Consider the following 25,871-nt stretch of genomic DNA (forward strand, 5'->3'; position numbering starts at 1 on the left):
GATCCCGTGCCGAGGCCCGTTCGTAATATTCGCCACGTTGACTGCGATTAGCACACGTCGGCAAACAGCTGGCATCCGCTTCGCCGCAGGAGGTAATTCATGATCACCAATGCGCTCAACTGGCTGCTGGCGGCGGTGGGGAGTGGGTCGGCGGGGAGTTCGGGGTACCACATTCCGCCGGGGACCCTGCCCGGCGGAAGCTAGTCCCGCTCGGCCACTCCGAGCAGGTAGGAGGCCAGTGGTACGCCGCTGACGCCTGCCAGCTGCTCGGCCTGGGTGCGGCACGAGAAGCCGTCGGCGAGGAACACCGTGCCCGCCGGTGCGGCGCGCAGGGCCGGGAGCAGCGCGTTCTCGGCGACGGCCACCGAGACGTCGTAGTGGCCTTTCTGCATGCCGAAGTTGCCCGCGAGCCCGCAGCACCCCGCCAGTTCCTCGACGGTGACGCCCATCCTCGCGAGCAACTCCCGCTCGGCCGCGAACCCGCCCACAGCGTGCTGGTGGCAGTGCGGCTGGACGACGACGGTCTCGCCCGGACGTCGCGGCGGCTGCCAGTCGGGGTGCGCCAGGAGGAACTCCGCGAGTGTGCGGACGGCGGCCGCGGTCTGTCGTGCGCGCGGGTCGTCCGGGAGGAGTTCGGGCAGGTCGGCCCGCAGGGTGACGGTGCAGGACGGTTCGAGCCCCACGACCAGACCGCCGGAGGCGACATGCTCGGCCAGCGCGTCGAGGGCGGCGCGCAGGCGTTTGCGGGCGCCGTCGAGCTGTCCGGTGGTGATCCAGGTCAGCCCGCAGCACACCCGCCGTTCCGGAATCCGCACCCGGTAACCGAGGTCTTCGAGCAGCACCGCCGCCGCCAGCGCGTTGTTCGGCGCGAACGTGTCGCTGAACGAGTCCACCCACAGCATGATCTCGGGACGCTCCCGGGTCGCCGGTCCGCTGGTCCCGAGCACACCGGACACGGCCGGACTGCCCGGAGGGGTGCTGACATCGCTGCCGATGGACGGGTCGCGCGGTCCGTCCGGGGCAGCGACCGGACCGGGCAGTAGGTCCGGGTCCGGGGCGGGCGATGGTCTGCGGGCAGGGGACGGCGCGCTCGGTCGCAGTTGGTGGTGGGCGCTGGTAAGGGGTTCGGTGCGGGTGTTGCCGCCGAGGTCTTGCCAGAGGTTGTGGAAGGGGATGACGGCGAGGGGCGGCGCCGGGCGGCGGGGGTCGATGCCGGCGGTGCGCATGGCGAGGCGGCGCAGACGGGGGCGGGCCAACAGGGCGTTGATCAGGCGCGGAGCACGCTGGGCGGCGGTGAGCCAGCGGGGGAGTTGGCCGAGGACGTAGTGGTCGAGGGGGCGGAGGCGGCCTCGGTAGCGGCGGTGCAGGGTTTCGGATTTGTAGGTGGCCATGTCGACGCCCGCGGGGCAGTCGGAGGCGCAGGCCTTGCAGGACAGGCACAGGTCCAGGGATTGTTCGACGGCTGCTGCGCGCCAATCGAGTTCGCCGCGGACCACCTCTTGGAGGACGCGGGCGCGGGCGCGGGTGGTGTCCTTCTCGTCGGCGGTGGCCAGGTACGACGGGCACATGAAACCGCCCGCGGCGCGGGTGTCGGCGCGGCACTTGCCGATTCCTACACATCTGTGCACAGCTGTGGACAGATCGCCGGAGTCGTCGAGCAGGGCGAAGCCGCTGGCGGGGACCGGGGGCAGCCCGGCGACCCGCAGGTCGGCGTCGACCGGGGCGGGGCGCACCAGGACGCCGGGGTTGAGGATGTCGCCGGGGTCGAACAGGGACTTGAAGCCCGCGAAGGCCGCGCGGGCGGCGGGGGAGTACATCACCTCGAGCAGTTCGGATCGGGCCCGGCCGTCACCGTGTTCGCCGGACAGCGATCCACCGTGGCGCACCACCAGCTCGGCCACGTCGAACAGGAACGAGCGGAACCGCTGGGGCGCGTCGGTGATCGGAAGATCCAGTCGCACATGGATGCAGCCGTCACCGATATGGCCGTAGAGCAGGCCGCCGATCCCGTAATCGCCGGTGAGCGCGGCGAATTCGCGCAGGTAGGTGCCCAGGTTCTCGGGTGGGACGGCGGCGTCCTCCCAGCCGGGCCAGGCCGGGTTGCCGTCGGGGGTGCGTCCGGCCAGGCCCGCGCCGTCGGCCCGGATCCGCCAGAGTGCCGCTGTCGCCCGGGGATCGGTGACGATGCGGTGGTCGTCGGAATGGGCCGTGCGGCAGAGTAGTTCGGCGGCGGCGAGGGCCTCGGCGGCCGTCGCACCGGCGGTCTCCACGAACAACCAGCCCCGCCCGCGCGGCAGTTCGGGGACGGTCCCGCGATGCGCGCGCACCACGTCGACCAGCCCGGCGTCGATGCCCTCCACCGCGATCGGCGCGCAGCTCAGCACCGCCGCGACATCGTCGGCGGCCGTGGCGATATCGCGATAGCCGAGCACGGTCAGCACCGTCGCGGTGGGCAGCGGCGCGAGGGCGAGTTCGGCGTCGAGCAGCACCCCGCAGGTCCCCTCCGAGCCGACGAACGCCTTCGCCACCGACGAACCACGTTCCGGCAGTAGATGTTCCAGGCCGTAGCCCGACGCCTGCCGTTCGAAGCGGCCGAGCTCGGTGCGCAGGACCGCGAGCCGATCGGCGGTGAATCGTGAAAGACCGGGCACCGCGGACAGATCGGTGCCCAGCACCCGTTCGGAACCGGTGCCGTCGATCACGCGCAGTTCCCGCACGGTGTCGGCGGTGCGGCCCCAGGCCAGCGCGTGCGGGCCGCAGGCGTTGTTGCCGATCATCCCGCCGAGTGTGCAGCGGTCCTGGGTCGAGGGGTCCGGCCCGAAGCGCAGTCCGGCCGGACGCAGGCGGTGTTGCAGGGCCGACAGGACGACACCGGGCTGGACGCGGGTGGTGCCCGCCTCGGCGTCCACCGCGAGCACCGCGTTCATGTGCCTGCTGAAATCCAGCACGATGCCGGGGCCGATGGCATTGCCCGCCACCGAGGTGCCCGCGCCGCGCGCGGTGATCGCCAGCCCGTGTTCCCCGGCGAAGCGCACGGTCGCCGCGACATCGTCGTCGGCGCGCGGGAAGACGACCAGCCGGGGGCGCACCCGGTAGTTGGAGGCGTCGGCGGAGTACTCGATCCGGCGGCGGAGCGAGGCGTCGACCTCGCCGGTGACCCGGGCGCGCAGGGCTCGCGCCAGCCGCTCAGCACTCCGCTCGTCGTCCACCCGACCAGCCTATTGCCCCGGTTTCGCGGTGAGCGGAACCGACGGTCACCGGAAAGTATTTGAAGTCAACCTTTGTTGAGGTTTTAGTGTCGGTGCACAGGTGTTCGATGGGCGGACAGCGTCGAGGAGGGTGGCAGTGAGTATCGAATCCGTGGCCTACAGCCAGATGTACCGGCGGATGAACGCGCCGGAGGAAGACCGGCCGTTCCGCCTGGCCACCGCGCGCCGCATCGTGCGCTTCGCCCGTCCGCATCAGCGCCGGATCTCGGGGTTCCTGCTGCTCAGCATCGTGGCCGCGGTGCTCGGCGTGGCCACTCCGGTACTGGCCGGGCGGGTGGTCAACGACATCGTCGGCGGTTCCGCCCCGCGCACGGTGGTGCTGCTGGCGCTGGCCATCGCGGGCCTGGCCGTGCTCGACGCCGGGCTCGGGCTGGTCATCCGGTGGCTCTCGGCGCGCATCGGCGAGGGCCTGATCCTGGACCTGCGCACCGCCGTGTTCGATCACGTGCAGAAGATGCCGGTCGCGTTCTTCACCCGCACCAGGACCGGCGCGCTGGTGAGCAGGCTCAACAACGACGTGATCGGCGCGCAGCGCGCCTTCAGCGACACCCTCTCCGGCGTGATCACCAACCTGGTCACCCTCGTGCTCACGCTGGCGGTGATGCTCAGCATCTCCTGGCAGATCACCCTGCTGGCGCTGGTCCTGCTGCCGGTGTTCGTGATCCCCGCCCGGCGCGCGGGCAACCGGCTCGCCGCCATGCAGCGCGAAGCGGCCCACCTCAACGCCAGCATGAGCACCCAGATGACCGAGCGGTTCTCCGCCCCCGGCGCCACCCTGGTGAAACTGTTCGGCAGGCCGGATCAGGAGTCCGCGGAGTTCGCCCAGCGGGCCACCCGGGTGCGCGATATCGGCGTGCGCACCGCCATGCTGCAGACCACTTTCGTCACCTCACTGACCCTGGTCTCCGCGCTGGCCCTGGCCCTGGTCTACGGCCTCGGCGGCTGGTACGCGCTGCGCGGCAGCCTCGACGCGGGCTCGGTGGTGGCGCTGTCGCTGCTGCTGACCAGGCTCTACACGCCGCTCACCGCACTGGCCAGTGCCCGGCTGGAGATCATGTCGGCACTGGTGAGCTTCGAGCGGGTCTTCGAGGTGCTGGATCTGAAGCCGCTGATCGAGGACGCGCCCGGCGCCGTCGCGGTGCCCGAGGGCCCGGTCGCGGTGGAACTGGACGGGGTGGACTTCGGGTACCCGTCGGCGGACAAGGTGTCGCTGGCCTCGCTCGAGGACGTCGCCACGCTGGACACCCGGGGCGGGGTCGAGGTGCTGCACGAGGTGTCGCTGCGGGCCGAGCCCGGACAGCTGGTGGCGCTGGTCGGCTCCTCCGGCGCGGGCAAATCGACCATCGCGCAACTGGTCTCCCGGCTCTACGACGTGGACTCCGGCGCGGTGCGGCTCAACGGCGCCGATGTGCGCGACCTGACCACCGAGTCGATCCAGCACACCGTCGGCCTGGTGACCCAGGACGGGCACCTGTTCCACGACACCATCCGCGCGAATCTGCTGCTGGCCCGGCCGGAGGCGTCCGAGACCCAACTGTGGGACGCACTGGACCGCGCCCGCCTCGGCGACCTGATCCGCTCGCTGCCCGACGCGCTCGACACCGTCGTCGGCGAACGCGGCTACCGCCTCTCCGGCGGCGAACGCCAGCGCCTGACCATCGCGCGCCTGCTGCTCAAGCAGCCCCGCGTGGTGATCCTCGACGAGGCCACCGCCTCCCTGGACTCCACCTCCGAGGCAGCCGTCCAGGAGGCCCTCACCGAGGCACTGACCGGCCGCACCGCACTGGTGATCGCCCACCGCCTCTCCACCATCCGCGCGGCCGACCAGATCGTGGTGCTCGAACAGGGCCGCATCGTGGAACGCGGCACCCACGCCGACCTCCTCAACGCCGACGGCCGCTACGCCGAGCTCTACCGCACCCAGTTCGCCGACGAACCGGTCACCGCACCGGCCACAGTTTGAGTCCGGCGGCGTGGTCTCAGAACTCGCCCGCGACTCCGATGACGGTGCGGCCGGAGTGGCCGCCGGCCTTGATCGACTGGAGGACGGTGGCGACCTCGGTGATCGGGGCGTAGGACTCGATCGACGAAAGGTGTTGGGGGCGGAGTTGTTTGCCCAGGGCGGTCCACAGGGCTCGGCGCTTCTCGATCGGTAGCTGGACCGAGTCGATGCCGAGCAGGCTCACCCCGCGCAGGATGAAGGGGAGCACGGTGGTGGGTAGGTCGGCGCCGCCGGTGAGGCCGCTGGCGGCGACCGCGCCGCCGTAGCCGATGGCGCTGAGGACGTGCGCCAGTGAGGCGCCGCCGACGCTGTCGACCGCGGCGGCCCAGTTGGCCTTGTTCAGCGGGCGGGGTTTGGCGTCGGGGTCCAGTGGCAGGCGGCCGATCACTTCGTTGGCGCCGATCTCGGCGAGCAGGTCGCCCGCGTCGGTCTTGCCGGTGGAGGCGATGATCTCGAAGCCGAGGCCGGAGAGGATGTCGATGGCGACCGTGCCGACACCGCCGGTCGCGCCGGTGACCAGCACCGCGCCGTCGTCGGGGGTCAGGCCGTGGTCGAGCAGGGCCTGCACGCTCAGCGCGGCGGTGAAACCGGCCGTGCCGATGGTGGCGGCCTCGCGGGTGCTCAGGCCGTCCAGGCGCACCACCCAGTCAGCGGGCACGCGGGCGTATTCGGCGAAGCCGCCGTTGCGGGAGACGCCGAGTTCATAGCCGTGCGCGATCACCTGGTCGCCGACGGCGAATTCCTCGGTCTCCGAGGCGATCACCTCACCGGCGAGGTCGATGCCCGGCACGATCGGGTACTCCCGCACCACGCCGCCGCGCGGGGTGATCGCCAGGTAATCCTTGTAGTTGGCGCTCGAGTAGTGGACCTTGATCGTCACCTCACCGGCGCCGAGGAAATCCTCCCCGACCTGCTCACGAGCGAGAACGATCCCACCTTCGGACTCACGGGCCACCATCGCGGAAAAATCCATGGATCCGAGCATACGAGTCAATCGGCCGGATCGGGTGGGAGGAGTTCCAGGCGCACGCCCAGTAGCCGGACGGGGCGATCGAGGTCGAAGCGGGCGATGATGGCCAGGGCGGTGTCGACGATGGTGGTGACATCGTCGGTGGGTTCGGGGAGTTTCTGCTGCTTGCTGCGGGTGTAGAAGGTCTTGGTGCGGACGGTGACCGCTACCCGGGTACTGATCCGGTGGTGCTCGATCATCTCCTCGGCGACCTCGCCGGCGATCCGGGCGACCTCGCGGTGGATCTCGGCGGGATCGGTGAGGTCGTGCGGGAAGGTCTCGGACTTGCTGCGGCCCACGGGGATTCGTGGGGTGGTGACGAGTTCGGTATCGCCTTTCCCGTGGCCGAGGACCCAGAAGTACGGGCCGGTGGTGGGGCCGAATTCGGCGGCGAGGCGTTCGCGGTCGGCGGCCATGAGGTCGGCGACGGTGTCGATGCCGAGGGCGGCCAGGCGCTTGGCGATGCGGGCGCCGACGCCCCACAGCGCGTCGGTGGGGCGGTGGCCCATGAGGTCGGTCCAGTTGGCGGCGGTGAGCTGGAAGATCCCGGCGGCCGCGCCCGGGTCGTGTTCGGGTTCGGCGGAGGTCTTGCCGGTGGACTTGGCGAAGCCGGTGGCGAGCTTGGCGGTGAGTTTGTTGTCGCCGATGCCGACCGAGCAGGTGAGGCCGAGGCCGATGACGGCGGTGCGGATGCGCGCGGCCAGCTCCCAGGGGTCGTCGTCGGTGGCGACGAACGCCTCGTCCATGCCCCACACCTCGACCGCGCCGGCGACCCGGGCGAGGGTGGCCATGATCTCGGCGGAGGCGGACTCGTAGGCGTCCATGTCGACCGGCAGGAACACCCCGTCGGGGCACTTGCGCTGGGCCGTGCGCAGCGGCATCCCGGCGCGCACCCCGAAGGCCCTGGCCGGATAGGACGCGCAGGTGACGACCTTGCGCGGCTGCGCCGGATCACCCTCCCCGCCCACGATCACCGGCTGTCCGCGCAGCTCGGGACGGCGCCGGAATTCCACCGCCGCCTGGAACTGGTCGAGATCGACGTGCAGCAGCCACTGGGGCACGCACGCAGTTCTACCGCACCGCACCGGCGATCCGGTGCCGCCGCGCCCCGGGCCGGGGACCGGGCGGTCGGGCGCGGACACCGCGGGTTCATCGGCGGATGGCAATATCCGTAGCGCGCCAACCGATGTCGTCGCCGTTCGCGTATGACACCGGCGAGTCGAGGGCGCCGAATACTTTCTATGCGCCACGCAACTCGAAGAACGGAACACCCGATGCCGACCGAAGCCACCACCCTCGACCTCGACCTGGCCCGCCAGGTACTGGCCGCGCAGCCGTTCGCCCGGCTGGTCGGCACCGAACTCACCGAATTCGGCGACGGCGCGGCCACTCTGATCATCGAGATCCAGCCCGAACACGGTCAGCAGTTCGGTTTCGTGCACGGCGGCGTGCTCGCCTACGCGGCCGACAACGCGCTCACCTTCGCGGCGGGCACCGTCCTCGGCCCCAACGTCCTGACCGGCGGTTTCACCATCACCTATCTGCGTCCCGCGCAGGGCGAGCGGCTGCGCGTGCACGCCACCGTGCTCGGGGCCACCCGGCGCCAGGCCGTCACCCACTGCGATGTCTACGCCGAGACCGAGGGGGAGGAGCCGGTGCTGGTGGCGGTGGCGCAGGGCACCACACGGCGGGTGGAGAAGGATCTGGCGCCCTCGGCCGAGGTGTCGGCCGACGAGGAATTCGACGACGAGTACGACGACGAATTCGGCGAGGAGCAGGACACCTACGAGACCGATCAGCTGCCGGTGGTGCGACCCGAGGAACCCGCGCCGCTGCCGCCGACCGTGAGCCGCTGACACGACGAGGGCGGCGTCATCGCCGGGATGACGCCGCCCTCGGACGCGGATCAGGCCGTGAAGGCCAGCCCACCGGCCGCCGGTTCGGCGATCGGCTCGATGGCGTAGGCCAGGATGTCGGCCACGTCGGCGACGGGACGCACCTCCAGGGCGGCCAGCACCTCGGCCGGGACCTCGTCGAGATCCGGTTCGTTGCGGGCCGGGATGAACACCGTCTTCAACCCGGCGCGCTGCGCGGCCAGCAGCTTCTGCTTCACGCCGCCGATCGGCAGCACCCGGCCGTTGAGGGTGACCTCGCCGGTCATCCCCACGTCACCGCGCACCGGACGCCCCAGGGCGAGCGAGACCAGCGCCGTCACCATGGTGACGCCCGCCGACGGCCCGTCCTTGGGCACCGCGCCCGCCGGGAAGTGGACGTGGATATTGCGATCCAGCACCTTCGGCTCGATCCCGATCTCCTCCAGGTGCGAACGCACGTAGGTGAGGGCGATCTGCGCCGACTCCTTCATGACGTCGCCGAGCTGGCCGGTGAGGGTCAGCGAGCGCTCGCCCTCGGCGGCATTGGCCTCGATGTAGAGCACATCGCCACCGGCGCCGGTGACCGCCAGACCCGTCGCCACACCGGGGACGGCGGTGCGTTCCACCGAATCCGGGGTGAAGCGGGGGCGGCCCAGGTAGTCGGTGAGGTTGCCGACGTCGATGGTCGAACTCGTCGCCGCGCCCACCGGACCCGGGGACTCGATGTCGATCACCTTGTCGTAGCCGAGTTCCGGGTCGTAGCCGAGCACGGCGCCCTCGCCGAGCGTGCCGTGATCGACCAGCGAGGTGTCCGCGCGTTCGGCGGTGACCAGGCGGGTCGCCGCCTTGCGCAACGCCTTCGCGACGAGCCGTTCCATCTGGCGCACACCGGCTTCCCTGGTGTAGTTCGCCGCGATCTCGCGCAGCGCCGCGTCGGTGATCGAGACCTCCTCGGCGGTCAGCGCGTTGCGTTCCAGCTGCCGGGGCACCAGGAAGTCGCGGGCGATGGCCACCTTGTCGGCCTCGGTGTAGCCGTCGACGGTGATGAGCTCCATCCGGTCCAGCAGCGGGCCGGGGATGGTGTCCATGACATTGGCCGTCGCGATGAACAGCACGTTCGACAGGTCGAGGTCCAGATCCAGGTAGTGGTCGCGGAAGGTGTGGTTCTGCGCGGGGTCGAGGACCTCGAGCAGCGCCGCGGCCGGGTCACCCCGGAAATCGGAGCCGACCTTGTCGATCTCGTCGAGCAGGACGACGGGATTCATCGAACCCGCCTCCTTCACCGCGCGCACGATCCGGCCGGGCAGCGCGCCCACGTAGGTGCGCCGGTGACCGCGGATCTCGGCCTCGTCGCGCACACCGCCAAGGGCGACACGCACGAACTCGCGGCCCAGCGCCTTCGCCACGGACTCACCCAGCGAGGTCTTGCCGACACCGGGCGGGCCGACCAGCACCATCACGGCACCGGAGCCACGGCCGCCGACGACCTCGAGCCCCCGCGAGGCGCGACGGGCACGCACGGCCAGGTACTCGACCATGCGGTCCTTGACCTCGTCGAGGCCGTGGTGGTCGGCGTCGAGCACGGCGCGCGCGGCCGCGACATCGGTGTTGTCCTCGGTCGTCACCGTCCACGGCAGGTCGAGCACGGTGTCGAGCCAGGTGCGGATCCAGCCGGATTCCGGGCTCTGGTCGCTGGCGCGTTCCAGCCTGCCCACCTCGCGCAGCGCCTCGGCGCGCACGTGGTCGGGCAGGTCGGCGTTCTCCACGCGGGTGCGGTAGTCGTCGGCGCCGTCGGGTTCGTCCTCGCCGAGTTCCTTGCGGATGGCGTTGAGCTGCTGGCGCAGCAGGAACTCGCGCTGGCTCTTCTCCATGCCGTCGCGGACGTCCTCGGAGATCTTGTCGGTGACCTCGACCTCGGCGATGTGCGCCTTGATCCAGTCGATCTGCCTGGTCAGCCGGGTGGCGACATCGGGGGTCTCGAGCAGTTCGCGTTTCTGCTCGTCGGACAGGTACGGCGCGTAACCAGCCGTGTCGGCGATGGCCTCCGGGCGGTCGAGCTGGTTGACGATGTCGATGATCTGCCAGGCCTCGCGCCGTTGCAGCACGGCGACGACCAGCTTCTTGTATTCGGCGGCGAGTTCGATGGTGCGCTCGTCGGGGGTGACGTCCTCGACAGGTTCGGCCTCCACCCACAGGGCGGCGCCGGGGCCGGTCACGCCGTGCCCGATCCGCGCGCGACGCTCGGCCTTGAGCACGGCGGCGGGCGCACCCCCGCGCATCCGCCCGACCTGCTCGATCGTGGCGACGACACCGTAGGACGCGTACCCCTCGTCGAGCCGGGGCGCGACCAGCACCGCACCGGTCTTGCCCGCCTGTGCGGCGTCGATCGCGGCCTGCGCGGACTCGTCCAGTTCGATGGGCACGACCATGCCCGGCAGCACGATCGGATCGGTGAGGAACAGCACCGGCAGGTTCTGAGCTGTAGTCATATCGACCCTTCCAAAGTTGAGCTTTCCCCACTCAACATGGCCACCCCGCTCTTTGTTCCGCCCACCCGGCCGGTTCACTCACGGCGAACGATCAGAGCCCGACGACCTCCACCATGCTGTCCAGCCCGCGGAAATCGGCGGTGTTGCGGGTGTAGAGCGGCAGGTCGTTGGCCGAGGCGATGGCGGCGATGAGCAGGTCCATCCGGCGGGGACGGGGATCGCGCTTCGCGGCGAGTGTGAGGGCCACCAGCGTGCCGTAGCGCGTCGCGGCGGCCTCGTCGAACGGCAGCGGGTCGAATTCGACGATCGCCGCACCGAGCTGCTCGGACCGCGCCGCGCGCGTCGCCGGGTCCTTCGCCATCGCCACGCCTTGATTGAGCTCGGCCAGCGTGATCGCGGTGATCTCGGGAATCTCCGGCAGCAGCGCTGGATCGAGCACGGCGAGGTCGAGATAGGCGCAGGTGTCGAGGACGCCCGCGGGATGCCGGGCCGTCACCGCCCGGACCAGGGGTCGTCGTCACCGATGCGGTCCTCGGTACCGAAGAACTCGTCGGCCTCGCGCCGCATCGCGGCGTAGTCGACCGCAGGCAGCTTGCGATGGCGCTCGACCAGCTCGGCAGCCGTGCGGCGCCGACGTCTGCCGACCGGCCGGACCTCCGCGACCTCGACACCGTTGCGGGTGACGCGGAAGGTCTCCCCGGCCTCGACCGCGTCCATCACCGCCGCCGAGTTGTTGCGCAGTTCGCGCTGCGAGATCACCTTCATCCCTCGAATGTAGCGCGTGGTGCTACACGGCGCTACAGCCGATCGGCCCGGAAACAGAGAACGCCCCGGGCTTCCGGCTGGGGTGGGGCCGGGAGACCGGGGCGGTCATCTGCAGGGGGTCAGAGGTTTCGGTCGAACCTTTCGGTCGGGGGGTCGATCAGGCGGCCGCGGGTGCGGGCGCTCAGGACGCCGAGGACGATGCCACCGATGAGGGTGATGCCGCCGAGGATGCCCAGGATGATCGGGAGGGTGGTGCCGAACAGGGAGAGCTTGTCGAGGCTCTGCTGGGTGACTTCCATCTGCGCGTCGATGGTCGGCTGGTCGAAGACCAGGTGCGACTTGAGCGCGGTGACGTCCACCTTGTCGGCGCTGCGGCCGTAGAACAGGTGCAGGTGCTCGCCGCCCTTGAGGACCGCGCCGGTCTTCGGCTCGACCCACACGTCGCGGGTGTTGGTGTAGAAGCGGGTCATGGTGACCGGCTCCTCGCCCTCGAGGCCCCACTTGAAGGCGGGCAGGGTCAGGCGGTGCGTGGCTGCCGGGGTGACGTCCCACATGTTGGTGACCGGGATGGTCTGGCGGAAGTGGTACACCGGCACGCCGTCGATCTGCGACTCCTCGACGAAGTCGATGTCGAAGGTGGCGCGGGCGTTGAGATCGAAGTACGGGTAGGACTTCTTCTCGGTGCCGATCGGGAAGCGGTACTGCAGACCCACGCGCTGCGAGGCGTCGGCCACCGGGGCGCCGGACTTGTCGACGCCGGTGGCGATGGAGCCGTTGGGCGAGGCGTCGATCGGCTCACCGGTGACGCGGTCGATGGTGACGCGGTCGATCGAGGCGGTCAGCAGACCGGTGTCACCGTCGCGGTCGGTGCGGCTGAGCGTCTGGCCCGCCTGCACCGTCATCTCGTCGGCGCCCGAGGGCTCCTCGACGGTCAGGAACCGCTGCGAGAGCAGGGGCACGTTGGTGTCGATCTTGGCCGCACCCTCCGGCGCGGCGAGCGACTTCGAGTCCAGCACGATGCTTTCCTCGCCGGGCACGCTCTTGGCCACGGTGGTGATGCGCAGGTCCAGCGGGGTCTTGGCGACCTTGCCGACGGTGTAGGTGGGGATCATGGCGGCGGCTGCCAGCAGCAGCGCACCGAGGCCGACGAGGATGCAGGCGATGGTCCTGCGCGCGCCGCTCATCGGCTGCCGTACTGCACGTTGCCCAGCACCGAGGAGCCCGGGTCAGCGGTGGTCTCCGGTGCGGGAATGGAATTCTGCTGCGCGGCCGCGGAGATGCCGATGACGACAATCACCCCGAGAACCGCGCCTGCCAGCCCACTGATCAGGCCGGGAACGGCGAACTTCATAAAGATCGAAACTCCAATACGTGGCGGTCGGCTCAGGCGACCGAGAAGAACCCGACGGTCGGGGCGAACGAGCAGGTGCGGACCTCGGCGTCGGCGGTCGTCGTGGTCAGCGATCCGGAGATCACCGCGGCGACCCGGCCGGAACCGGTGTCGGCGATGGCCGACAGCGTGGCGGGGCCGTCGGGGTTGATGCCCGCCGCGGTGGTGAGCGGCGCGTTGCCGGTGCGGCGGGTGTCGAGATTGATCCACTGCACGGTCATCGGCGGGTTCTGCGTCGCGGTGGGCGTCTTGGTGCCCAGGGCGGTGAAGACGAAGCCGGTCTGGCCCGCCGCGGGTCCCGGCGGCGGCAGTTCGGCCGGGCCGGCCACGGCCAGCGCGGTGCCGACCGAGTCCGAGGACGCGCCGATGCAGCCCTTACCGATGGTCGGGTACAGGAACTGCGAGATCACCGGGCCGTCGGCGGGCGGCAGGTCGGGGCCGCCGCCACCGCTGCCGTCGAGGAAGGTGATGACCTTCTCCAGGGTCGCCTTGACCTGCGCGGGAATGCCGGGGGTGGCCAGCAGTACGCGCGCCTGCGCCAGGATCGCGCCCTGCGCGCCGTCGGCGATGGGGGCGGGCGCCGAGATGGCGCTTACCATCGTCGGTGCCAGGGCGGCCAGCACCTCGGAGGACACGTTCTCCGGGATCGCCGGAACGCTCGGCTGTGCCGCGGCAGGCTGCGGGGCAGCCATCGTCGGCGTCGGAGCAGCGAGTGAAGCACTCACCGCTAGTACGAATGCAGACAAAGCGGTCCGCGATCCTCGGGTGCGCAGCACTGGTCAGCCGTCCTTCTTGTCGTGGGATGGATAAAGCACACCGGAAATGTCAGTGTGATCCCGGGTTTCAGATACTTTGGAGAGGTGACTACAGCGGACAGACGGTATGGGGGTCGTACGGTCGTCGCGCGTAAAGCCGAGCGGCGTCAGCGGTTCCTGGAAGCAGCAACGCGCATCTTCGCCGAGCGCGGCTACGCCACGTGCTCGCTCGCCGAGGTGTGTGCCGCGGCGGGGTTGTCCAAGCGGCAGTTCTACGAGGAGTTCGAGACCCGCGAGGACGTCCTGCTCGCGGCCTACGACCGGATCCAGGACGACGCGGCGACCGCGGTCGCGACCGTGCTGGTCGCCCTGCCCAAGCCGACCGATCCGGAGACGGCGCTGCGGGCGGGTTTCGCGGCCTACCTCGAATCGCTCGGCTCGGACCCGTACCGGGCCCAGGTCGCGCTCATCGAGGTGGTCGGGGTGAGCGACCGGATGGAGGACCGCAGGCGCACCCGCAGGCACTCCTGGGCGGCCCTGATCGATGCCGCGCTCGAGGGCATCGGCGTCCGCCTGCGTGGCGGTGACGCCCAGCTGACGACGGCGCTGATCACCGGCGCGGTCAACGGCATGGCGCACGAATGGCTGCTGCGCGAGTCGCGCCCCCCGGTCGGCGAGCTGGTGGAACTGCTCACCGGGGCGGCCCTGTCGCTCATCGTGACGGACTGATTCGTACCCAGCCGACGAGAGGGTGGCAACTTCGCGCACGTGCCGCAAGCTCAACCCTCTCCCTTTCCGGACATTGTGAGACCGGTCGGCTCCACAGTGTGGTCCGAGAGTTTGACACAATAGTGACCCAGATCGCAACGCCTGAATTTTTGAGACCGCCATCACCTGCAGTGATGTCATCGATCAATGATTCCGCAGCGTAGGTATCCAGGGGGCTTGTCGACAAATATGTTCTGGTCACTCGACTACCGGTGAGTAGGTCACCGCACCGGCGGGCAATCGGACGGCAACCTGTTCCAGTTTCGCCGCAGCAGGGTCTCGGCGGTGTGGAGGTGGTTGGTCAGGCCGAGGTGGCGGAGGGTGGCGGCGGCTGTGGTGGCGGCGGTGTGGGCGGTGGGGAGGTCGGCGCGGGCCAGGTGGGTGCGGGCCAGGGCGAGGTGGGTCAGGGCGAGGTAGGGGTGCGCCTGGATGGCCGCGTCTTGGGTGAGGGCGTGGTGGTAGAGGTCCACGGCGGCGTCGAGGTGGCCTGCGACGCGGGCGTTGTCGGCGCGGATGCGGGCCAGGGAGCCGAGGTAGGGGAAGGGGGTGCCGTCGGCGGCGTAGTGGTCTTCGTGGCCGGACAGGGCTCGGTAGACACGGTCGGCGGTGTCGGTGTCGGCGAGCAGTTCGGCCAGTACTCCGGTGCCGTAGAGGGCGGCGAGGCGGTGTGGGCCCGGTTCGAGGGTGTCGGGGAGATCGCGCAGGGGAGCGAAGAGGGTGGCGGCGGTGGCGAGGTCACCGGACAGGGCGTGCAGTATCGGGATACGCAAGCGGGCGAACGGGGTTTTCGGGGGCGGGGCGAACGGCTGTGTGGCTGTGCGGAGTTCGTTCTCGTCTATATGGCCGGTGAGGACGGCGTCGACGAGGCGGAACATTTCGTGCCGGGCGGCGAGCGCGGGGTCGCCTAGGGGCTCGGCGAAATCGGCTGCGGTGGTGTCGTATTCCCGTGCGCCGGCCAGATCGCCCACTAGTAGGGCACGGTCGGCGCGTAGTCGCAGGAGGTGCCAGCGGGCGAGTGGCTGGCTGTCCGCGAGTACGGCGAGGTGGTCGATAGCGGTGTCGGCGGCGGTGAGATCGCCGCGTTGCAGGCAGGTGTCAGCTGTCCACAGATGTCCACAGAGCTGCGCGGGTGGGTGGTCGATGGTGAGGGAGCGGGCGGCGAGTTCGGTGCGCTCGTCGAGGAATCGGAGATCGGACCGGGTCGCGTATCCGGCGCGGACCGCGTCGAATACGACCTCCGGATCGGTACATCGGTCGGCCGCGTACAGCGCCTGTTCGGACAGCATCGCGGCCTCTCTGCCCGCGCCGCGGTCTGCTGCGAACAGAGCGTGCTGGGCCAGTAGCCGGGCGATCAGGTCGGGGTGCAGGCGGGGGTCGAGCCGACGTAGAGCCCTGCTGCACAGCAGGTTCAATTCAGCCAGGACAGTTGGGGTGGATACATCGTGGACGACCAGTGCCGCCTCGGCGATCAGGTCCGGGCGGTCGATCTCGTCGGCGAGGGACGCGGCGGCGATGCTGTGGTCGAGACTGGTGGCGATCCAGCCCGCGTCGAACTCGTCGCGGGCGAGGTCGAGGAGCAGTTCGGCGCGCGTGGCGTCGTCGGCGGTGCGCGCGGCCTCGAGCGCCCACTCGCCGAAGCGGATCGCCAGTGGGTAGGCCGCGGCCGTGCGTGCGGCATGGGCGGCGCGGCGGAACCAGCGCAGGGCGGCCGATGTCATCGCGCCGGACGCACGCCAATGTGTCGCGATGAGCCCGGCGATCGCGGTGTCCGCGCGATCGGCCAGCGCCTCGGCCACGGACCGATGCAGTTCGGCGCGGTGCGCGCAGGGCAGCTCCGCGTACAGCACGTCCCGGACCACGGCGTGGACGAAAATGGGTGCGCCATCGCCGAAGTCGCGCACCAGCCCGGCCTCGGTAGCGGCCGCGATCATCTGCCGCACCTCTTGCTCCGCCTGCGCGGTTGGCGCCCCCGTGAGGTGGGCCAGCACGTCGGTATCGATCTGCTCACCGAGCACACTCGCCGCACTCAGCAGCGCACTGTCGCTGGGGGCCAACCGCTGTTGTCGGCCGAGAACCACACTGCGGACATCGGGCAGTTCGGCATCTGACACAGGCACACGGGCGGCATCAGGCGAGATACTGCCCCTCGCCTCCGAAGAGACCGAAGCGAATTCACCTCGAATCACTGAACCAGGAGCGCCGATCCAGGAGACGAGCGAGCCCGGACATCGCTCGCCGGCGGTGATGTCGAAGCCCGAATCCGAGACCAGGTGGATCAGTAGGGGATTGCCCCCGGTCAGATCGCGAACGCGGGGAGCGAGCTCCGCTGTACCACCGCACTGTTCGATCCAGGTGCCGATCTCGGACTCGGAAAGCGCTGGGAGGGTGCAGCACTCGACGTTCGGCCTGCACAGCCAGTCGGGGAGTTCGGCGAGCAGGGCGTTTCCGGCGGGTTCCCGGATGGTGGCCAGGATCAGCAGACGGGCACGCGGCTCGGTGGTGACGAGGTGGGTGAGCAGTTCCAGGGAGGACGGGTCGGCCCAGTGGAGGTCTTCCAGGATCAGCGCCAGTCCGCTGTCCTCGGCGGACGCGCAGAGCGCGGCGGCCACCGCCGAGTACATCCGGAATCGGCGGACCGGCACCGTGTTCCCGGATTCACCGACCGTGCGCAGTGCCGCGGACAGTCCCGGTACCGCACCGGCCGCGCACGTCCAGACCCGCAGCGGGCAGGCGCCGGTGTCGTCGAGGGCGGCGCCACGCGCGATCCGTAAGCCCGCGGCGGCGGCCAGTTCGGCGGCGCGCTCGGTCAACCAGGTCTTGCCGATTCCGGCCGGGCCGCGCAGCAGCACGACCCGGCTCGCCCCTGCCGCAGTGGCGAGCACCGCTGCCCGCAACCGCGCGATCTCCGTCTGCCGTCCGACCGCCGGAATCTGCATCGAACAAGTATCACCGCAGTTCAGCGCCTCGCAGGGCGGAATTCGCCCACATCGGCACCCCGCGGCAGTGGTGACACTGCCCAGGGCAGCGGACTACGGCAGGTCGGCCAGGGCGAGGCCGGTGAGCGGGCTGCCGAGGCGGGCCAGGGTGATGTCGGTGCCCGCCGCGGTGTCGACGGCGCGGATCGAGCCGCCGAGGTCGCTCACGTAGCAGTGGGAACCGAAGCCCGCCAGGCCGATCGCCTCGCGATAGCCGCGCGAGACGATCGACGGAGTGCCGTGTTCGGGACGGACCTCGGCGCGGTAGAGCGCGTTGCCCTCGGGTTCGGCGCCGCGGTCGGTCCACAGCAGGGTGCTGCCGTGCAGTTCGAGGTCGATGGGTTCGGGCAGGTCGCTCCAGAGCAGTTCGATATCGGTGCGGGCGGCGGGGTCGGCGCCCGGCGGCAGGTCCAGCGGAGCGCGGAAGATGCGGCCGTCGCCTGCCTTGGCCGCGCCCTTCTGCGTCCAATAGATCTGGCGCCGATCGGTATCCACGCAGACGCCCACGCACCAGTTGCGCGTGATCCGCGCGTCGCGCTCGCCGCTGCCGGTGACGACCAGCGGGTGCAGGTCGGCGCCGGACAGATCGCAGGTGAGCACCGCCATCCCCTCCCGATCACACCAATACAGCCTGCCCGCTTCGAAATCGGCGGTGAGCTGCTTGCCGGTGGTGAAGGCGCCGGGCGGTACCAGCACCGTGCGATTGCCGCCGTCGAGATCGACGCGTTCGAGAGAACCGTTGCGGGTGAAGAACTCCGGCTCGGTGCCCGGTGCGGCGCCGGGGTCGGGCAGGCCCATGTTCGTCCAATAGATATGGCCGCGCAGCTGATCGACGACGATGCCGTCGGGCACCTGGCCCAGGCCGTCGACCACGGTGCGCACACGGCGTCCGTCCAGTGAGACCGCGTGGATGACACCGGCTTTCAGGTCGAGCGCCAGCAGCTCGGTCATCTCAGGACTGCTTCGGCCGCGGGTAGTCGTCGTAGAAGCCGGCGCCGGTCTTGGCCCCGAGCTTGCCCGCGTCGACGTACTGGTGCAGCAGTTTCACCGGGCCCTCGGGCAGATTCGGGTTCTCCTTGCGATAGTGCTCCTCGATATCGAGCACCACGTCCAGGCCGACCTGATCCATCATCCGGAACGGGCCCGCCTTGGTACCGAAGTTCAGCGCGAACATCGCGTCGACATCGGCCGGGATCGACACACCCTCGTAGACGACTTCGAGCGCCTCGCGCTTGATGGCGGCCCAGATGCGGTTGAAGATGAAGCCGGTGCTCTCCTGACGGCACAGGAACGGGTGCAGGCCGTATTCGCCGAAGGTGTTCAAGACGAAATCGAGGATGTCCTGGGAGGTCTGCCCGTTGGACATCACGTCCAGCACGGTCGACTGCGGCGGCATATAGAAATGGGTGTTGAGCATGCGGTCGGCGCTGGGCAGGCCCTCGGTGAACAGGCGGCTGGCGTAGGAGGAGGAATTCGAGGCCAGGATCGCGTCGGCGTCGGCCTGGGTGTCGAGCTGGGCGAAGACCTTCTTCTTCAGGTCCAGGATCTCGGGGACTGCCTCCACCACCAGCCAGGCGCCGGAGACCGCGTCCTGCTGGTCACCGACGTATTCGGCTTTTCCCGGGGAGCCGTCGGCGACCTGCGCGGCGACGGCGGGCAGGTGCTCGGTGACGAAGTCGACCGCGGCCGCGCCCTGCTCGGCATTCGGGTCGGTGATCCGGACGGTGCCGCCCCTGGTGGCGAACATCAGCGCGATGCGTCTGCCGAGAGTGCCCGCGCCGATCACGGCCACCGGGCGGGTGCGATGGTGCTGCGGAACTGTGCTCACGACGACTCCCAACTACCGAGGACGGGGGAAGGTGACGCTTCGTTCGACCAGTAGGCAGTCTATCGGCCCACAATGTGATTGGCTTATCCTCACGTTCTTGTAGATTCTTCGCGTTTTGCGCACGTCAGCACTAGGGGGCTCCTCGATGACCACACTCGCCTCCGGCCTCTTCATCAACTGGGAGGAGCTGACGGGGCAGTCGAAATTCGTGGTCGATCTGGTGAGTTTCCCGATCTTCAGCGCGCTGGCGGGCTGGCTCACCAACTGGACCGGCGTGCTCATGCTGTTCTGGCCGGTGCAGTTCAAGGGCTTCCGGGTGCCGCTGCTGCACGTGCTCTACCCGTACCTGCCCCGGCGCGTGCAGGTGCTGCCGACCTTCTCCGGCGACGGGCGCAGGCTCGGTTTCCAGGGCTTCATCCCGGCGCGTGCGGAGAAGATGGCCAGCATCTGCGTGGACAAGGCGCTGATGCGCATCGGCAGCCCGCGCGACTTCATCCACGAGCTCGACCTCGACGGTATCGGCGACTATCTGGCCGAACGGGCGCGCCCGCAGGTGCAGCCGATCGTCGACGAGATCATGTACCGGGAGAACCCGGATCTGTGGCGGTCGCTGCCACGGCAGGTCAAGCAGGCCGTCTACCAGCGCGTCGACCGGCAGCTGCCCGCGCTGAGCCGGCGCGCGTTCGCGAACCTGGGCGACAATATCGACCAGCTGCTGGATGTGAAGAACTTCGTCATCCGGTACCTGGAGAAGAACCCGTACATCCTCAAGGACCTCACCACGACCATCGCGGCGCCGGAACTGAAGTTCATGGCGCGCATCGGTCTGCTGGGCGCGCCGTTCGGACTGATCCTGGCGCTGTATCTGCACGTGCATCCGCAGATCCCGTACGTCTCGGCGATTCCGGCGTGGGTGATCGTGCTGTTCGCCTCGGCCATGATCGGCGTGACGGTGAACGTGATCGCGATCAAGATGGTCTTCGAGCCGGGCGATCCGCAGCCGCGCTACAAGTATCTGTGGCGCCAGGCGCTGCTGGCCAAGCGCCAGCCGCAGGCGGCCACCGATCTCGCGCACATCCTGGCCTACCAGGTGCTGACGGTGGAGAACCTGTCCAACGAGCTGCTCGAGGGGCCCAACGGCGACAAGACCCGGCAGCTGATCGAGCGGGTGGTGGCCGAGGAGATCCACCAGCAGCTGGGCCCGACCGCGTTCATGGTGCGCGCGGCCATGGGCCGCAAGGGCTACGAGAATCTGGCGACCGCGGGCGCGGGGGCGGGGTTGAGCCTGGCGCCGAGCATGGTCGAGGACGAGAAGTTCGTGCGCGAGCAGGCCAAGAAGATCGACGCCTTCGCCGACCGCAAGCTGCAGAAACTCACGCCCGGCGAGTTCATGGAGATGTTCTACGCGGCCGTGGAGCAGGACGCGTGGCTGCTGTATCTGCACGGTGGTGTGCTCGGTATCGCCGTCGGCGCGATCCACCTGCTGACCTTCGGCTGGTAGCACCTCCGCAATAACAAGCACGCGTGCTTGCATTTTTTCTGGCCCGCTGCGATTCTTGGGTGGACGGCGCACCGGTCCCGGTCGCGCCATGATCCGGCAAGGGAACAGATGGCTGATCTCGCAGCGCTCCTCGACGACTTCGCCGCCGAATGCGCCGACCTGGAGAACCTGGTCGCACCGCTGACCGCCGAGCAGTGGAAGACCCCCACCCCCGCACCGCGCTGGGACATCGCCACCCAGATCGCCCACCTGGCCTGGACCGACGAGGTCTCGATCATCGCCGCCACCGACAGCGAACGCTTCGCCGCGCTGCTCACCGAGGCCGCGCCCAAGATGTTCACCTTCGTCGACGAGGCCGCCGAGGAACTCGCCCAGCTCCCACCCGCCGAGCTGCTGCCCCGCTGGCAGACCGGCCGCGTCCAGCTCGCCGCCGCCCTCGCCGCCGTGCCCGCGGGCACCAAGCTGCCGTGGTTCGGCCCGCCGATGAGCCCCGCCTCGATGATCTCCGCGCGCATCATGGAGACCTGGGCGCACGGCCAGGACGTCGCCGACGCCCTCGGCGTGACCCGCACCCCCACCGCCCGCCTGCGCACCGTGGCCCACATCAGCGTCCGCACCAGGAATTTCGCCTACACCGTCCACGGCGAATCCGGCCCGGCCGAAGAATTCCGGGTGGAACTGACCGCCCCCGACGGCTCCCTGTGGACCTGGGGCCCCGACGACGCCACCCAGCGCGTCACCGGCCCCGCGATCGACTTCTGCCTGGTCACCACCCAACGCCGCCACCGCGCCGACACCACCCTGATCACCGAAGGCCCCGACGCGGAACACTGGCTCACCATCGCCCAAGCCTTCGCGGGCCCACCCGGCGAAGGCCGCACAGAGGGCCAGTTCGCCTGACCACATTCCCGGCCCCGCACCCGCGACCCCGAGGAGCGGCGGCGCGCAGCGCCGGTCGCGGCCGGGTCGCCGGTCAGCGCTCGAAGCGCATGCCGAAGGCGAGTCTCGAGCGCTGACCGGCGGCCCCCAGGGGCCGCGACTCGAGCGCGCCAGCGCTCCGATAAACACAGGCGAGCGTCAGTCTTGGAGCGCCATTCGTGTCGACTGCCCCGGACATCGTTGGCCGGGGGTTTGACCTCCGTGGCAGTCGCGAATGACGCTCGCCTGCTTGGGAGGAGTACCCGTGGGCGGGGTGTGAGAAACCCGGCAGGGGGTCGAAATGCGCGATGACCTGTATTGATACGACACTGTTTCAGATGTGGCTCTGATCTCACGACACGGAACGGGTAGCCGGGGTAGTTACCCCGTACCGTGGGTATCAGCGCGTGGCTTTCAACGATGCGGGCCCGTCACCTCGGGAAATCCCACAGGTACAGGAAGGAACGCATCGTGGCCGCACATCGCCCTGCTCAGCTCGTCCGTCTGGGCGCCATCGTCGCAGCGGGAACGGCCAGCCTCTGCCTCACCGTCGCCGCGGGCGCCTACATCGTCAATCACATGCCCGAGCTGACGCCACCCACCACCGAGCAGGCCGACCCGGGTACCAGCCGCAATCCCGGCCATCCGCGCCCGATCCTCGCCGAGGACGCCACACCGCGCCGCTCCAGCGAACCCGTCGAGCTGGCCTTCAGCACCGGGCGTGTGGAGCAGACGGCGACGCGGGCGGCCGTGCACCAGTCCGAACTGGCGGCCAAGCCCGACCAGTCGCTGGCCGGCCGGGTGCGCGTGGGCACCACCTACCTCGGCGCGCAGGTCGCGCCCGCGCAGCCGAACACCGTCGCGTTCACCGTCGACACCAATCTCGGCGCGACGGCCTCGAAATACCTGGGCATCGCGACCGATCCGACCGGCACCACCGCGCTGCGCACCGAACTCGACACCCGCCGTGGCGAAGTGGTGTTCGTGCTGACCGACCCCACGCTGGGCACCCACACGCTGCGCGTGCAGCGGGTCCAGCAGCCCGCCACCGATCCGGCCGTGCCGCAGTCCGATCCGGCACCGGCCGAGGCGGCAGCGGACCCGGCTACCGTCGGCGTGTGACCTACGACTTCTGTGTGCTCGGCGGCGGCATCGTCGGCGTGGCCACCGCGCACCGCCTGCTGCGTACCCGCCCCGGCGCGAGCCTGGTGCTGGTGGACAAGCAATCGCGCCTCGGCACGCACCAGACCGGCCACAACAGCGGCGTCATCCACTCCGGGATCTACTATCCACCGGGCAGTTTGAAGGCGCGGCTGTGCCGGGCGGGCGCGCGCTGGACCAAGGAGTTCGCCGCCGCCAACGACATTCCCTTCCGCGAGTGCGGAAAACTGCTGGTGGCCACCGATTCCGTCGAGGACGAACGCCTGCGCGCGCTCTATCGGCGCTCCATCGACAACGACGTGCGGGTGAGCGCGGTCGACGCGGCCGAGCTGAAACGCCGGGAACCGCACGTGCGCGGGGTGAGCGCGCTGTTCGTGCCCGACACCGGGATCATCGACTACACCCGCGTCACCGCGGTGCTGGCCGCGCAGGTGCGGGAGATGGGCGGCGAGATCCTGCTCGAGACGCCGGTCGAGGCGATCAGCGAATCCGATTCGGCGGTCACCGTTTCCGGGCCGACCCGTTCGATCACCGCGCGCACGCTGGTGGTCTGCGCGGGCCTACAGGCCGATCGGCTGGCGCGAGCGGCGGGCATCCGCACCGATTTCCGGATCGTGCCGTTCCGCGGCGAGTACTACCGGCTGCCCGCCGACCGCGCCGGGCTGGTCTCCACGCTGATCTATCCGGTGCCCGACCCCGCGCTGCCGTTCCTGGGCGTGCACCTGAGCCCGACCATCGACGGCGAACTCACCGTCGGCCCGAACGCGGTGCTCGGCCTGTCCAGGGAGGGCTACCGCAAGGGCAGCGTGAATCCCCGCGACGCGCGTGAGGCGCTCGGTTTCCCCGGCCTGCACCGGGTGGCCCGCGCGCATCTGCGGACCGGGGCCAGGGAGCTGCGCAATTCGCTGTTCAAGCGCGGCTATCTGGCCGAATGCCGCAAGTACTGCCCGGAACTCACCGTCGCCGATCTGCTGCCGCACCGCGCGGGCATCCGGGCGCAGGCGGTGCTGCGCGACGGCACCCTGGTGCACGACTTCCTCATCGAGCGCACCCCGCGCTCGATCCATGTGCTCAACGCGCCCTCACCGGCCGCGACCTCGGCGATGCCGATCGCGGAGTACGTGGTCGACCAGCTGTTCGCGGCATAACGGTAAATAAAGAGGAGATTTGTAGTACTTTTGGCGCCATCCGTCATCAGGGAGGGCCGATGGGCCACATCAGGTACGCGAGCGACGTCGGCGCACCCGTCGACGCGGCGTTCGCCTACGCCGAGGATTTCCAGCACGCCCCGCAGTGGATGTACGGCGTGCGGGCCATCGACACCCCCGGCACCCCCGGCAGCGGTCTCGGCGCCGTGCGCACCATGAAAGTCCGCCTGCTCGGCGTGATCCCGGTGCGCACGACCTGCGAGATCACCGAATACCGGCGCAACGCGGTGATCGGGTATACCCTGCGTGGGCGGGTATACGGAACCGTGACACTGCGGTTCGACCCACTCGGCTACGAACGGTCGGTGCTGACCTGCGAAGCCGACTATCCACCACCACGCGGTGTGTTCGGCCGCCTGTGCCACGGCCTGATCGACGCGGCCGCGAAATCGGCACTGCGCCGCACGGAGTCGCGGTTGCGAAGGGAGATAGAGGCATTCCACGGTACCGATCTTGTCGGCCGGATCGCCTAGGGTGGCGGTCATGATCATCGTGAGCACCGACGGGTCCTGCCTGCGTAATCCCGGCGGGGCGATCGGCTGGGCCTGGGTGAATCATCAGGGGCCATCGGCCAGCGGGGGCGCGATCACCGGTACCAACCAGATCGCCGAGCTACGCGCGGTACTCGAAGCCATCCTCGCCCATCCCGGCGGCGAGCCGATGCTCATCGAAAGCGACTCGCTCTACGCCATCAAATGCGCCTCGGAGTGGATCACCAGCTGGCGGCGCAACGGCTGGCGCACCTCCACCGGCGGCGCGGTGAAGAACGTCGAGATCATCAAGCAGATCGACCGGGCCATCACCACCCGCGAAGGACCGGTGCGTTTCCGCTGGGTCCGCGGGCACGTGGGCAACTACTTCAACGAGCAGGCCGACACCCTGGCGGGCCTCGCCGCGCGCGAGGCGTCGGCGACCGGGCGCGAACACCCGGCCCCTGCCACCAAGACCACCGAACCGCGGGCCACCACAGGGAAGCCGGTCGCACCGGCGGCGCCAGGGGCACTGACCCTGTTCTGACGAGTGCGACCGGAGTGAACCCGCACGAAAAAGCCGCCGGCGGCAGACGATCGCAGTCTGCCGCCGGCGGCGTTTCGCGTGGGATCAGTTCCCAGGCGCGGGCGCCGGAGCCGGAGCGGGCGTCGTAGGCGCCTGCGAACCCGAGGCACCCGGGGCGGTGGCACCGCCGCCGGGCACGCTGCTGTTCTTGAGCAGCGGCGAATCCAGCTTGCTGACCAGCCACTTGCCGTCACCGGAACGCTCGAGGGTCATCTCGATGGCGAACATCATCCGGTCGGCTTCGGGCTGGGTGAAGTTGGTGCGGTACTGGGTCATGGTGACCATGGCCTTGACGTCGTCGGTGCTGCCCGAGATGTAGGCGCACTGCACGTCCTCACCGCGCGACTTCACCTGGGCCTGCACCATCGCGCCCTTGAGCGCCTCGCTGGCGTCGCTGAATTCCTTCAGGTAGTCGCCGGTGGCGCCCGCCTTCATCGACTCGATGTAGGCGTCGAGGTTCTGCGAGTAGTCGTAATTGGCCAGGATGTTGCCGTAGTCGCAGGCCGCCTTCGTCGAGTCGGCGATGGCGTCGAGCTTGTCGGCCTTGTTGCTGTTCTGCAGGAAGAACACCACACCGGCGGTGATCGCTCCGACAGCGACCACGCCGGCGATGCCCGCCGCGATCCAGCCGGTCGAGCTCGATGGCCCGGTCTTCGGGGCGGGCGCCGCGGGGGCGGCCTTCGCCTCGGTCACGGTTTCTGCCTTGACAGTGGCCTGGTCGACCTCGGGAGTGGCCGCCGCACCCTTGACGGTGGGGGCGTCCTTCGCCAGATCGGGCTTGTCCGCCGCGGCAGCGTCCTTCTTGCTCTCGGCGTCGTCGCTGGTCATCGAATCAATCCTGCTCTTTCCCGGCACATAGATCGCACCGATTTCCTTCGTGAAGCCCGTGAGCCGGGCCACACG

At 69.8% G+C, this 25,871-nt stretch carries 21 protein-coding genes and 1 pseudogene; 9 read left to right on the forward strand and 13 right to left on the reverse strand.

Annotated elements, in window-relative coordinates:
- Positions 1 to 200: 200 nt before the first annotated feature.
- On the reverse strand, positions 201 to 3,209 hold the full coding sequence (locus ACFC06_RS17480) for an FAD-linked oxidase C-terminal domain-containing protein (RefSeq protein ID WP_375931862.1): 3,009 nt from the start codon (positions 3,207 to 3,209) through the stop codon (positions 201 to 203).
- A gap of 136 nt (positions 3,210 to 3,345) precedes the next feature.
- On the opposite strand from ACFC06_RS17480, the gene ACFC06_RS17485 reads away from it, so the two are divergent.
- Positions 3,346 to 5,232: an ABC transporter ATP-binding protein gene (locus ACFC06_RS17485; protein WP_375931865.1), complete on the forward strand. Its 1,887-nt coding sequence runs from the start codon at positions 3,346 to 3,348 to the stop codon at positions 5,230 to 5,232.
- A gap of 16 nt (positions 5,233 to 5,248) precedes the next feature.
- Here the strand turns inward: ACFC06_RS17485 and ACFC06_RS17490 are convergent, their stop codons facing one another.
- A complete protein-coding gene (locus tag ACFC06_RS17490) occupies positions 5,249 to 6,244 on the reverse strand; it encodes an acryloyl-CoA reductase (RefSeq protein ID WP_375931868.1) in 996 nt (331 codons plus the stop codon).
- Between the two features lie 17 nt (positions 6,245 to 6,261).
- Positions 6,262 to 7,341 carry a DNA polymerase IV gene (locus ACFC06_RS17495; protein ID WP_375931871.1) on the reverse strand — a complete coding sequence of 360 codons (1,080 nt, stop codon included), beginning with the start codon at positions 7,339 to 7,341 and terminating at the stop codon, positions 6,262 to 6,264.
- 213 nt (positions 7,342 to 7,554) lie between these two features.
- On the opposite strand from ACFC06_RS17495, the pseudogene ACFC06_RS17500 reads away from it, so the two are divergent.
- Positions 7,555 to 7,983: pseudogene (locus tag ACFC06_RS17500) on the forward strand (PaaI family thioesterase); the annotation flags it as partial.
- Between the two features lie 203 nt (positions 7,984 to 8,186).
- Here ACFC06_RS17500 and lon read toward each other — a convergent pair.
- The 6 genes from lon to ACFC06_RS17530 form a co-directional block, all read right to left on the reverse strand.
- Positions 8,187 to 10,643 carry an endopeptidase La gene (lon, locus tag ACFC06_RS17505; protein ID WP_375931874.1) on the reverse strand — a complete coding sequence of 819 codons (2,457 nt, stop codon included), beginning with the start codon at positions 10,641 to 10,643 and terminating at the stop codon, positions 8,187 to 8,189.
- A 91-nt stretch (positions 10,644 to 10,734) separates the two neighbouring features.
- Complete coding sequence (locus tag ACFC06_RS17510) at positions 10,735 to 11,139, reverse strand: type II toxin-antitoxin system VapC family toxin (RefSeq protein WP_375931876.1); 405 nt, start codon at positions 11,137 to 11,139, stop codon at positions 10,735 to 10,737.
- Complete coding sequence (locus ACFC06_RS17515) at positions 11,136 to 11,408, reverse strand: type II toxin-antitoxin system Phd/YefM family antitoxin (protein WP_375931879.1); 273 nt, start codon at positions 11,406 to 11,408, stop codon at positions 11,136 to 11,138. The genes ACFC06_RS17510 and ACFC06_RS17515 overlap by 4 nt, the downstream gene beginning before the upstream one ends.
- A 119-nt stretch (positions 11,409 to 11,527) precedes the next feature.
- Positions 11,528 to 12,592 carry a DUF3068 domain-containing protein gene (locus tag ACFC06_RS17520; RefSeq protein ID WP_375931882.1) on the reverse strand — a complete coding sequence of 355 codons (1,065 nt, stop codon included), beginning with the start codon at positions 12,590 to 12,592 and terminating at the stop codon, positions 11,528 to 11,530.
- Positions 12,589 to 12,759: a DUF2613 domain-containing protein gene (locus ACFC06_RS17525; RefSeq protein WP_375931885.1), complete on the reverse strand. Its 171-nt coding sequence runs from the start codon at positions 12,757 to 12,759 to the stop codon at positions 12,589 to 12,591. The genes ACFC06_RS17520 and ACFC06_RS17525 overlap by 4 nt, the downstream gene beginning before the upstream one ends.
- Before the next feature lie 32 nt (positions 12,760 to 12,791).
- Positions 12,792 to 13,574: a hypothetical protein gene (locus ACFC06_RS17530; protein WP_375931888.1), complete on the reverse strand. Its 783-nt coding sequence runs from the start codon at positions 13,572 to 13,574 to the stop codon at positions 12,792 to 12,794.
- An 84-nt stretch (positions 13,575 to 13,658) separates the two neighbouring features.
- Between ACFC06_RS17530 and ACFC06_RS17535 the strand changes: the two genes are divergently transcribed.
- Positions 13,659 to 14,282 (forward strand): TetR/AcrR family transcriptional regulator, encoded by a 624-nt coding sequence (locus ACFC06_RS17535; RefSeq protein ID WP_375931891.1) that lies wholly within the window; start codon positions 13,659 to 13,661, stop codon positions 14,280 to 14,282.
- A 260-nt stretch (positions 14,283 to 14,542) separates the two neighbouring features.
- Here the strand turns inward: ACFC06_RS17535 and ACFC06_RS17540 are convergent, their stop codons facing one another.
- From ACFC06_RS17540 to ACFC06_RS17550, 3 genes are all read right to left on the reverse strand, one after another.
- Positions 14,543 to 17,257, reverse strand: coding sequence for an AAA family ATPase (locus tag ACFC06_RS17540; protein WP_375931894.1), 2,715 nt, complete (start codon positions 17,255 to 17,257; stop codon positions 14,543 to 14,545).
- Positions 17,258 to 17,350: 93 nt separating this feature from the next.
- Entirely contained in the window at positions 17,351 to 18,247 is an 897-nt protein-coding gene (locus ACFC06_RS17545) for a hypothetical protein (RefSeq protein ID WP_375931897.1), read from the reverse strand.
- A gap of 1 nt (position 18,248) precedes the next feature.
- Entirely contained in the window at positions 18,249 to 19,124 is an 876-nt protein-coding gene (locus ACFC06_RS17550; RefSeq protein WP_375931900.1) for a 3-hydroxyacyl-CoA dehydrogenase family protein, read from the reverse strand.
- A 145-nt stretch (positions 19,125 to 19,269) separates the two neighbouring features.
- On the opposite strand from ACFC06_RS17550, the gene ACFC06_RS17555 reads away from it, so the two are divergent.
- From ACFC06_RS17555 to ACFC06_RS17580, 6 genes are all read left to right on the forward strand, one after another.
- Complete coding sequence (locus tag ACFC06_RS17555) at positions 19,270 to 20,625, forward strand: hypothetical protein (RefSeq protein WP_375931903.1); 1,356 nt, start codon at positions 19,270 to 19,272, stop codon at positions 20,623 to 20,625.
- A 108-nt stretch (positions 20,626 to 20,733) separates the two neighbouring features.
- Positions 20,734 to 21,525 (forward strand): TIGR03084 family metal-binding protein, encoded by a 792-nt coding sequence (locus tag ACFC06_RS17560; RefSeq protein WP_375931906.1) that lies wholly within the window; start codon positions 20,734 to 20,736, stop codon positions 21,523 to 21,525.
- Between the two features lie 489 nt (positions 21,526 to 22,014).
- On the forward strand, positions 22,015 to 22,665 hold the full coding sequence (locus ACFC06_RS17565; protein WP_375931909.1) for a hypothetical protein: 651 nt from the start codon (positions 22,015 to 22,017) through the stop codon (positions 22,663 to 22,665).
- The gene (gene lhgO, locus ACFC06_RS17570; RefSeq protein WP_375931912.1) at positions 22,662 to 23,852 is read left to right on the forward strand and encodes an L-2-hydroxyglutarate oxidase; all 1,191 of its coding nucleotides are present in this window, start codon (positions 22,662 to 22,664) and stop codon (positions 23,850 to 23,852) included. The genes ACFC06_RS17565 and lhgO overlap by 4 nt, the downstream gene beginning before the upstream one ends.
- Before the next feature lie 59 nt (positions 23,853 to 23,911).
- A complete protein-coding gene (locus ACFC06_RS17575) occupies positions 23,912 to 24,385 on the forward strand; it encodes an SRPBCC family protein (RefSeq protein WP_375931915.1) in 474 nt (157 codons plus the stop codon).
- Between the two features lie 10 nt (positions 24,386 to 24,395).
- The gene (locus ACFC06_RS17580; RefSeq protein ID WP_375931918.1) at positions 24,396 to 24,929 is read left to right on the forward strand and encodes a ribonuclease H; all 534 of its coding nucleotides are present in this window, start codon (positions 24,396 to 24,398) and stop codon (positions 24,927 to 24,929) included.
- 84 nt (positions 24,930 to 25,013) lie between these two features.
- Here ACFC06_RS17580 and ACFC06_RS17585 read toward each other — a convergent pair whose 3' ends face one another.
- Positions 25,014 to 25,796 (reverse strand): hypothetical protein, encoded by a 783-nt coding sequence (locus tag ACFC06_RS17585; protein ID WP_375931921.1) that lies wholly within the window; start codon positions 25,794 to 25,796, stop codon positions 25,014 to 25,016.
- Positions 25,797 to 25,871: the final 75 nt, after the last annotated feature.

Origin of the sequence: Nocardia sp. NPDC056064 (assembly GCF_042266925.1) — a bacterium.
GTDB lineage: Bacteria > Actinomycetota > Actinomycetes > Mycobacteriales > Mycobacteriaceae > Nocardia.

Bases quoted from the DNA above. Each gene is read 5' to 3' on its own strand.
- ACFC06_RS17490 (WP_375931868.1), bottom strand. From the start codon at position 6,244: ATGGATTTTTCCGCGATGGTGGCCCGTGAGTCCGAAGGTGGGATCGTT.
- lon (WP_375931874.1), bottom strand. From the start codon at position 10,643: ATGACTACAGCTCAGAACCTGCCGGTGCTGTTCCTCACCGATCCGATC.
- ACFC06_RS17515 (WP_375931879.1), bottom strand. From the start codon at position 11,408: ATGAAGGTGATCTCGCAGCGCGAACTGCGCAACAACTCGGCGGCGGTG.
- ACFC06_RS17520 (WP_375931882.1), bottom strand. From the start codon at position 12,592: ATGAGCGGCGCGCGCAGGACCATCGCCTGCATCCTCGTCGGCCTCGGT.
- ACFC06_RS17525 (WP_375931885.1), bottom strand. From the start codon at position 12,759: ATGAAGTTCGCCGTTCCCGGCCTGATCAGTGGGCTGGCAGGCGCGGTT.
- ACFC06_RS17540 (WP_375931894.1), bottom strand. From the start codon at position 17,257: ATGCAGATTCCGGCGGTCGGACGGCAGACGGAGATCGCGCGGTTGCGG.
- ACFC06_RS17545 (WP_375931897.1), bottom strand. From the start codon at position 18,247: ATGACCGAGCTGCTGGCGCTCGACCTGAAAGCCGGTGTCATCCACGCG.
- ACFC06_RS17555 (WP_375931903.1), top strand. From the start codon at position 19,270: ATGACCACACTCGCCTCCGGCCTCTTCATCAACTGGGAGGAGCTGACG.
- ACFC06_RS17560 (WP_375931906.1), top strand. From the start codon at position 20,734: ATGGCTGATCTCGCAGCGCTCCTCGACGACTTCGCCGCCGAATGCGCC.
- ACFC06_RS17575 (WP_375931915.1), top strand. From the start codon at position 23,912: ATGGGCCACATCAGGTACGCGAGCGACGTCGGCGCACCCGTCGACGCG.
- ACFC06_RS17580 (WP_375931918.1), top strand. From the start codon at position 24,396: ATGATCATCGTGAGCACCGACGGGTCCTGCCTGCGTAATCCCGGCGGG.
- ACFC06_RS17585 (WP_375931921.1), bottom strand. From the start codon at position 25,796: ATGACCAGCGACGACGCCGAGAGCAAGAAGGACGCTGCCGCGGCGGAC.